A 4,871-nucleotide genomic window follows, 5' to 3' on the forward strand; every position below is an offset into this window, starting at 1 on the left:
CAAGCACCTGGCGCAGCTGGGCATCCACGGATACGGGTTCGTCCCGCTGCGGGTGCCGGCCGACTTCGACGTGTTCGGGGAGTTCCACGCCGCGGACGAGCGGATCCCGGTGGACGCGCTGTACTTCTCCACGCGCGTCACGGACCACATCCTCCGGAACGCCTGAACCGACGACTCCACGGGGCGCCGATCCGACCGGGATCGGCGCCCCGTCCTCTGCGCGCCGGTGACGCGGGAAATCCCTCCGTTACGCCGCGTATCAGCCGGTTGCGTCGCGTATCAGCCGGTTGCCGCGAATGAATCCCCGGCTGTCGAGGGCGCGCGCGTGCTCATACCGTGACTTCACGCAGCACGCCCGTGCTGAGGGAATCACGAGGGAGCATCATGACCGACACCGCCGCACCGCCTCTCGGCCGCTCGGTCGACGACGAACCGAGCCGTCCGAAGGATCGGACTCGGAACAGGGTCGACCTCGGTGCCGTCCCCGTCGTGCCCACCCGCCATTGGTGGCGCTGGACGTTCGCCGCGCTCATCCTGTTCGTCGTGGCGCAGTTCGGCTGGAGCCTCGTCACGAACAGCCGTTACGAGTGGGGCACGTTCGCCGCGTACTTCTTCTCGGGCCCGGTCCTCATCGGGATCGGCTACACGCTCGCGATCACCGCCGTCTCGGCGATCGTCGGCTTCGTGCTCGGCACGATCATCGCACTGGGGCGGCTGTCGGACTCGACGCTGCTGAGCTCCGCCGCCTGGGCGTACATCTGGTTCTTCCGCTCCGTGCCGCTCGTCGTGCAGATCATCGTCTGGTACAACCTCGGCTACCTGTACCCGACGCTGGGTCTCGGCACGCCGTTCACCACCGACTTCTGGATCGTGGAGTTCCCCACCGTGCAGCTGGTCAGCGCGTTCGCCGCGGCCATCCTGGGCCTCGGGCTGCATCAGGCCGCGTATTCGGCGGAGATCATCCGCGGAGGGCTGCTCTCCGTCGACCAGGGCCAGTCCGAGGCGGCGGCCGCCCTCGGCATCCCCGCGGGCAGGCGGCTGTTCCGGATCATCCTGCCGCAGGCGGCGCGCTCGATCGTCCCGAACGCGACCAACGAGGTCATCGGTCTCGTCAAGGGCGCATCCGTCGTGTTCGTGATCGCGATCCCAGAGCTCTTCTATGCGGTGCAGGTCATCTACAACCGCAACAGCCGGGTCATCCCGCTGCTCCTGGTCGCGGTCGTCTGGTACACGATCATCACCACGATCCTCAGCATCGCGCAGTTCTATATCGAGCGGCACTTCGCACGCGGCTCGGCGCGCACCCTGCCTCCCACGCCTCTGCAGCAGGCGAGGCGCTGGGTGAGCACGCAATGGGCCCGACTCGGCGATGATCCGCGACCCGCCCGCGCCGCGATCGACAACACCGGAAAGGCGAACGCATGAGCGCCGTCACCGCGGAGACCGCGACGAGCGGACTCGTCGAGATCCACAACGTCCACAAGAGCTTCGGAGGGGTCGAGGTGCTGTCCGGCATCGACCTCACGGTGCAGCCGGGGGAGGTCGTCGCGGTGCTGGGGCCGAGCGGCTCGGGCAAGTCGACGCTGCTGCGCACCATCAACCATCTGGAGAGCGTGGATCGCGGATCGGTCACGGTCGACGGCGAGCTGATCGGCTACGAGTTGCGCGGCGAGAAGCTCCACGAGCTGCACGAGCGGGAGATCCTGCGGCGCCGGACGCAGGTCGGCATCGTCTTCCAGCACTTCAACCTGTTCCCGCACCTCACCGCGCTGGAGAACATCGTGGAGGCGCCGATCGCGCTCAAGCGCCTGGCCGCGTCCGACGCCAGGGAGCTCGCCCTCGGTCTGCTCGACCGCGTCGGCCTCGCCGACAAGGCCGACGCCTATCCCCGGCAGCTCTCCGGAGGGCAGCAGCAGCGCGTCGCGATCGCCCGCGCCCTCGCCCTGAAGCCCAAGGTACTGCTGTTCGACGAGCCGACCAGCGCGCTGGACCCCGAGCTCGTCGGCGAAGTCCTCGAGGTGATCGGCGACCTCGCCCGGTTCGGCACCACGCTCATCATCGTCACGCACGAGATCGGCTTCGCCCGCCAGGTCGCCGACCGCGTCGTCTTCCTCGACCACGGGACCGTGATCGAGGAAGGACGTCCCGCCGACGTCCTGGACCATCCCCGGCACCCTCGCACCAGAGAGTTCCTGGCCAAGGTCCTGAACTGACCCGTACGACCCGAACGCGGCACGGCCGCATCACCGCAAGGAGAGACACAGCATGGCACTCAGCAAGAAGCAGGGCGCGGTGGTCGGCATCGCCGCGGTCGCGGTCGCCGCGATCGTCGCCGTCGGCGCCGTCGTCGCGCTCAACCGCCCGGCGGCGGCCACGGCGGCCGACAGCACCCCTGAGCCCACCACGTCCGCGGCGAAGATCTCGGCCGACGACGTGAAATGGGTCGAGGGAGATGTCGTCCCGAAGGCGGTCGAGGCGCTCAAGAAGAGCGGCTTCACCCCGGTCGAGCCGGGCAAGCTCACGGTCGCGGTCGGCGCCTTCGTGCCGCCGCTCAGCTACGTCCCGGACGGGAAGACCCTGCCCGCCGGCATCGAGCCCAACATCGGCAGCCTGATCGCGCAGGGGCTCGGCCTGACCTACAACCCCGTGGTCGTCGCGTGGGCCGATTGGCCCCTGGGGATCCAGTCCGGCAAGTACGACCTCATCACCTCGAACGTGACCGTCACCGAGGCGCGCAAGGAGCTCTTCGACTTCGCCAGCTACCGGCAGGATCTGCTCGGCTTCTACGTCAAGTCCGACAGCAGCATCACCAAGATCGAGAAGGCCGCGGACATCTCCGGCCGGAAGATCGTCGTCGGCTCCGGCACGAACCAGGAGCAGGTGCTGCTGAAGTGGAACGAGGAGCTCAATGCCGCGGGCAAGGCGCCGGCCGACCTGCAGTACTACGACGACAACGCGGCGGCGACGCTCGCGCTGCAGTCCGGTCGCGTCGATGCGGTCTTCGGCCCGAACGCCGCGTACGCGTGGGCGGCCAGGGAGACCGGCGCCACCAAGCTCGTGGGCATCGTGCCGGGCGGATGGCCGCAGGCCGCCGCGATCGCGGCGGGGACGGCGAAGGGCAACGGGCTCATCGAGCCCGTGAACATCGTCCTCAACGAGCTCATCGCGAACGGCGAGTACGCCCAGGTGCTCAAGGGATGGGGGCTCGACTCGGAGGGGATCGAGAAGTCCGAGATCAACCCGCCGGGGCTTCCCAAGTCCTGAACCCGGGGCGCGGGCCGGCGGAGACCGCCGGCCCGCGCCTTTCCGCGCATCCGCACCAGAGAAGGACGAAGACATGACCAACCGTGCACCGCTCAGCATCCTCGAGCTCTCCCCGTTCGGCGAAGGATCGACCGCCGCCCAAGGGCTCAGGGACACGATCGCGCTCGCCCAGACGGCGGAACGCCTCGGCTATCGCCGGTTCTGGCTCGCCGAGCACCACCTGAACCCCGGCGTCGCGGGTGCCGCCCCGCACGTGCTCCTCGCCGCCATCGCCGCCGCGACCGAGCACATCAGGATCGGCACGGCCGCGACCATCATCGGCAACTATGCCGCCCTCCAGGTCGTCGAGGCCGCCGGCGTCGTGGCCGCCCTTCACCCCGGACGCTTCGATCTCGGCATCGGCCGATCCGGATCCACTTCGCACCCCGCGCCGCCGGTCGCGCCGTCCCCCGCCGAGGCCCGCCTCGTGGACGGCCTGCTGCTGCCGGCCGCGAGGCCGTTCGCCTTCGATTCCGCGCGGTTCGCGGCCCAGGCGAGGCTGCTGCGCCGCACGGCCGGCGATGCCGACCGCTTCGAACAGGACGTCCACGACATCCTCGCGTTCATCGCGGGCACCTACACCGCCCCTGAGGGCGTGCCGATCCACGCGACCCCGGCCGAGGGGCAGGACATCCAGGTGTGGCTGCACGGCAGCACCGCGGGGATCAGCGCCGAACTCGCGGGGCGTCTCGGGCTGCCGTTCGGGGCCAACTTCCACGTCGCGGGGAGCTTCGTGCTCGACGCGGTGGAGGCCTACCGGCGCGCCTTCCGGCCCGGGGCGATCGCCGAGCCGCACGTGATCGTCTCGGCCGATGTGCTGGTCGCTGAGACGGCCGCCGACGCGGAGCGCATCGGCCGCGGCTATGCCGAATGGGTGCACAGCATCCGCGCCGGGCAGGGCGCGATCGCCTACCCCCACCCCGACGACGCGATCGTCGCGCCGTATCCGGCGGACCTCGTCGAGGTGGTCGGCGACCGCCTGGACACCCGCTTCGTCGGCGATGCGGAGAGCGTCGTGGAACGGCTCGACACCCTGCAGCGCGTGACCGGCGCCGACGAGCTGCTGCTCACCACGATCACGCACGACCCCGAGGACCGCGCGCGCTCGTTCGCGCTGCTCGCCGAGGCGTGGGGCGTCGACGCGCGCCGGCCTCTCGAAGCGGCGCTCGTCCGCTAGCGCGACGACGAAGATGGGCCTCGGCGCCGCCCCGCGATGTCCGCGGGCGGCGCCGAGGCCCTTCGTTCTCCGAGCGCTCAGGCCCGGGGGATCAGACCCTCGGCGGAGACCTCTCCCCGCACTCGTGCCTCGGGCGTCCGTTCTCCGGCCGTCACCGCGAGGGGGAGACGGTTCTCCGCGGGCGGCAGCGGGCAGGTCGCGAAGTCCGTGTACGCGCACGGCAGGTTCGTCGCGCGGTTGAAGTCGATCACCGACGAGGTCAACGAGTACCAGGTGCGCGGCAAGACCATCCGCGTCGAGAACTACCGCGAGTCGCTCAGCCACCAGCAGGTCCCGAAGATCGCCGCGCCTACCTACCGCAGCTGGGGCGAACTGCTGGTGTTCCTGCAGA

Annotated in this window: 4 protein-coding genes and 1 pseudogene; 4 read left to right on the forward strand and 1 reads right to left on the reverse strand. The window is 70.1% G+C overall.

The genetic code is table 11. The features are described 5' to 3' along the window. Window positions 1-384: 384 nt before the first annotated feature. The 4 genes from B7X32_RS18430 to B7X32_RS18445 all read left to right on the forward strand — a co-directional run bounded on the left by B7X32_RS18430 (window position 385) and on the right by B7X32_RS18445 (window position 4,480). Window positions 385-1,425 carry an amino acid ABC transporter permease gene (locus B7X32_RS18430; RefSeq protein ID WP_292723002.1) on the forward strand — a complete coding sequence of 347 codons (1,041 nt, stop codon included), beginning with the start codon at window positions 385-387 and terminating at the stop codon, window positions 1,423-1,425. Continuing rightward, window positions 1,422-2,213, forward strand: coding sequence for an amino acid ABC transporter ATP-binding protein (locus B7X32_RS18435; protein ID WP_292723003.1), 792 nt, complete (start codon window positions 1,422-1,424; stop codon window positions 2,211-2,213). Before B7X32_RS18430 ends, B7X32_RS18435 begins: the two co-directional genes overlap by 4 nt. Window positions 2,214-2,265: 52 nt before the next feature. Then, window positions 2,266-3,264 carry an ABC transporter substrate-binding protein gene (locus tag B7X32_RS18440; protein ID WP_292723006.1) on the forward strand — a complete coding sequence of 333 codons (999 nt, stop codon included), beginning with the start codon at window positions 2,266-2,268 and terminating at the stop codon, window positions 3,262-3,264. Window positions 3,265-3,337: 73 nt separating this feature from the next. Then, window positions 3,338-4,480: an LLM class flavin-dependent oxidoreductase gene (locus tag B7X32_RS18445; protein WP_292723009.1), complete on the forward strand. Its 1,143-nt coding sequence runs from the start codon at window positions 3,338-3,340 to the stop codon at window positions 4,478-4,480. A 77-nt stretch (window positions 4,481-4,557) separates the two neighbouring features. Here B7X32_RS18445 and B7X32_RS18450 read toward each other — a convergent pair. Further along, window positions 4,558-4,731 (reverse strand): annotated as a pseudogene (locus tag B7X32_RS18450) (DUF1684 domain-containing protein); the annotation flags it as partial. Between the last annotated feature and the right edge of the window lie 140 nt (window positions 4,732-4,871).

It is taken from the genome of Microbacterium sp. 13-71-7, from assembly GCF_002257455.1.
Classification (GTDB): domain Bacteria; phylum Actinomycetota; class Actinomycetes; order Actinomycetales; family Microbacteriaceae; genus Microbacterium.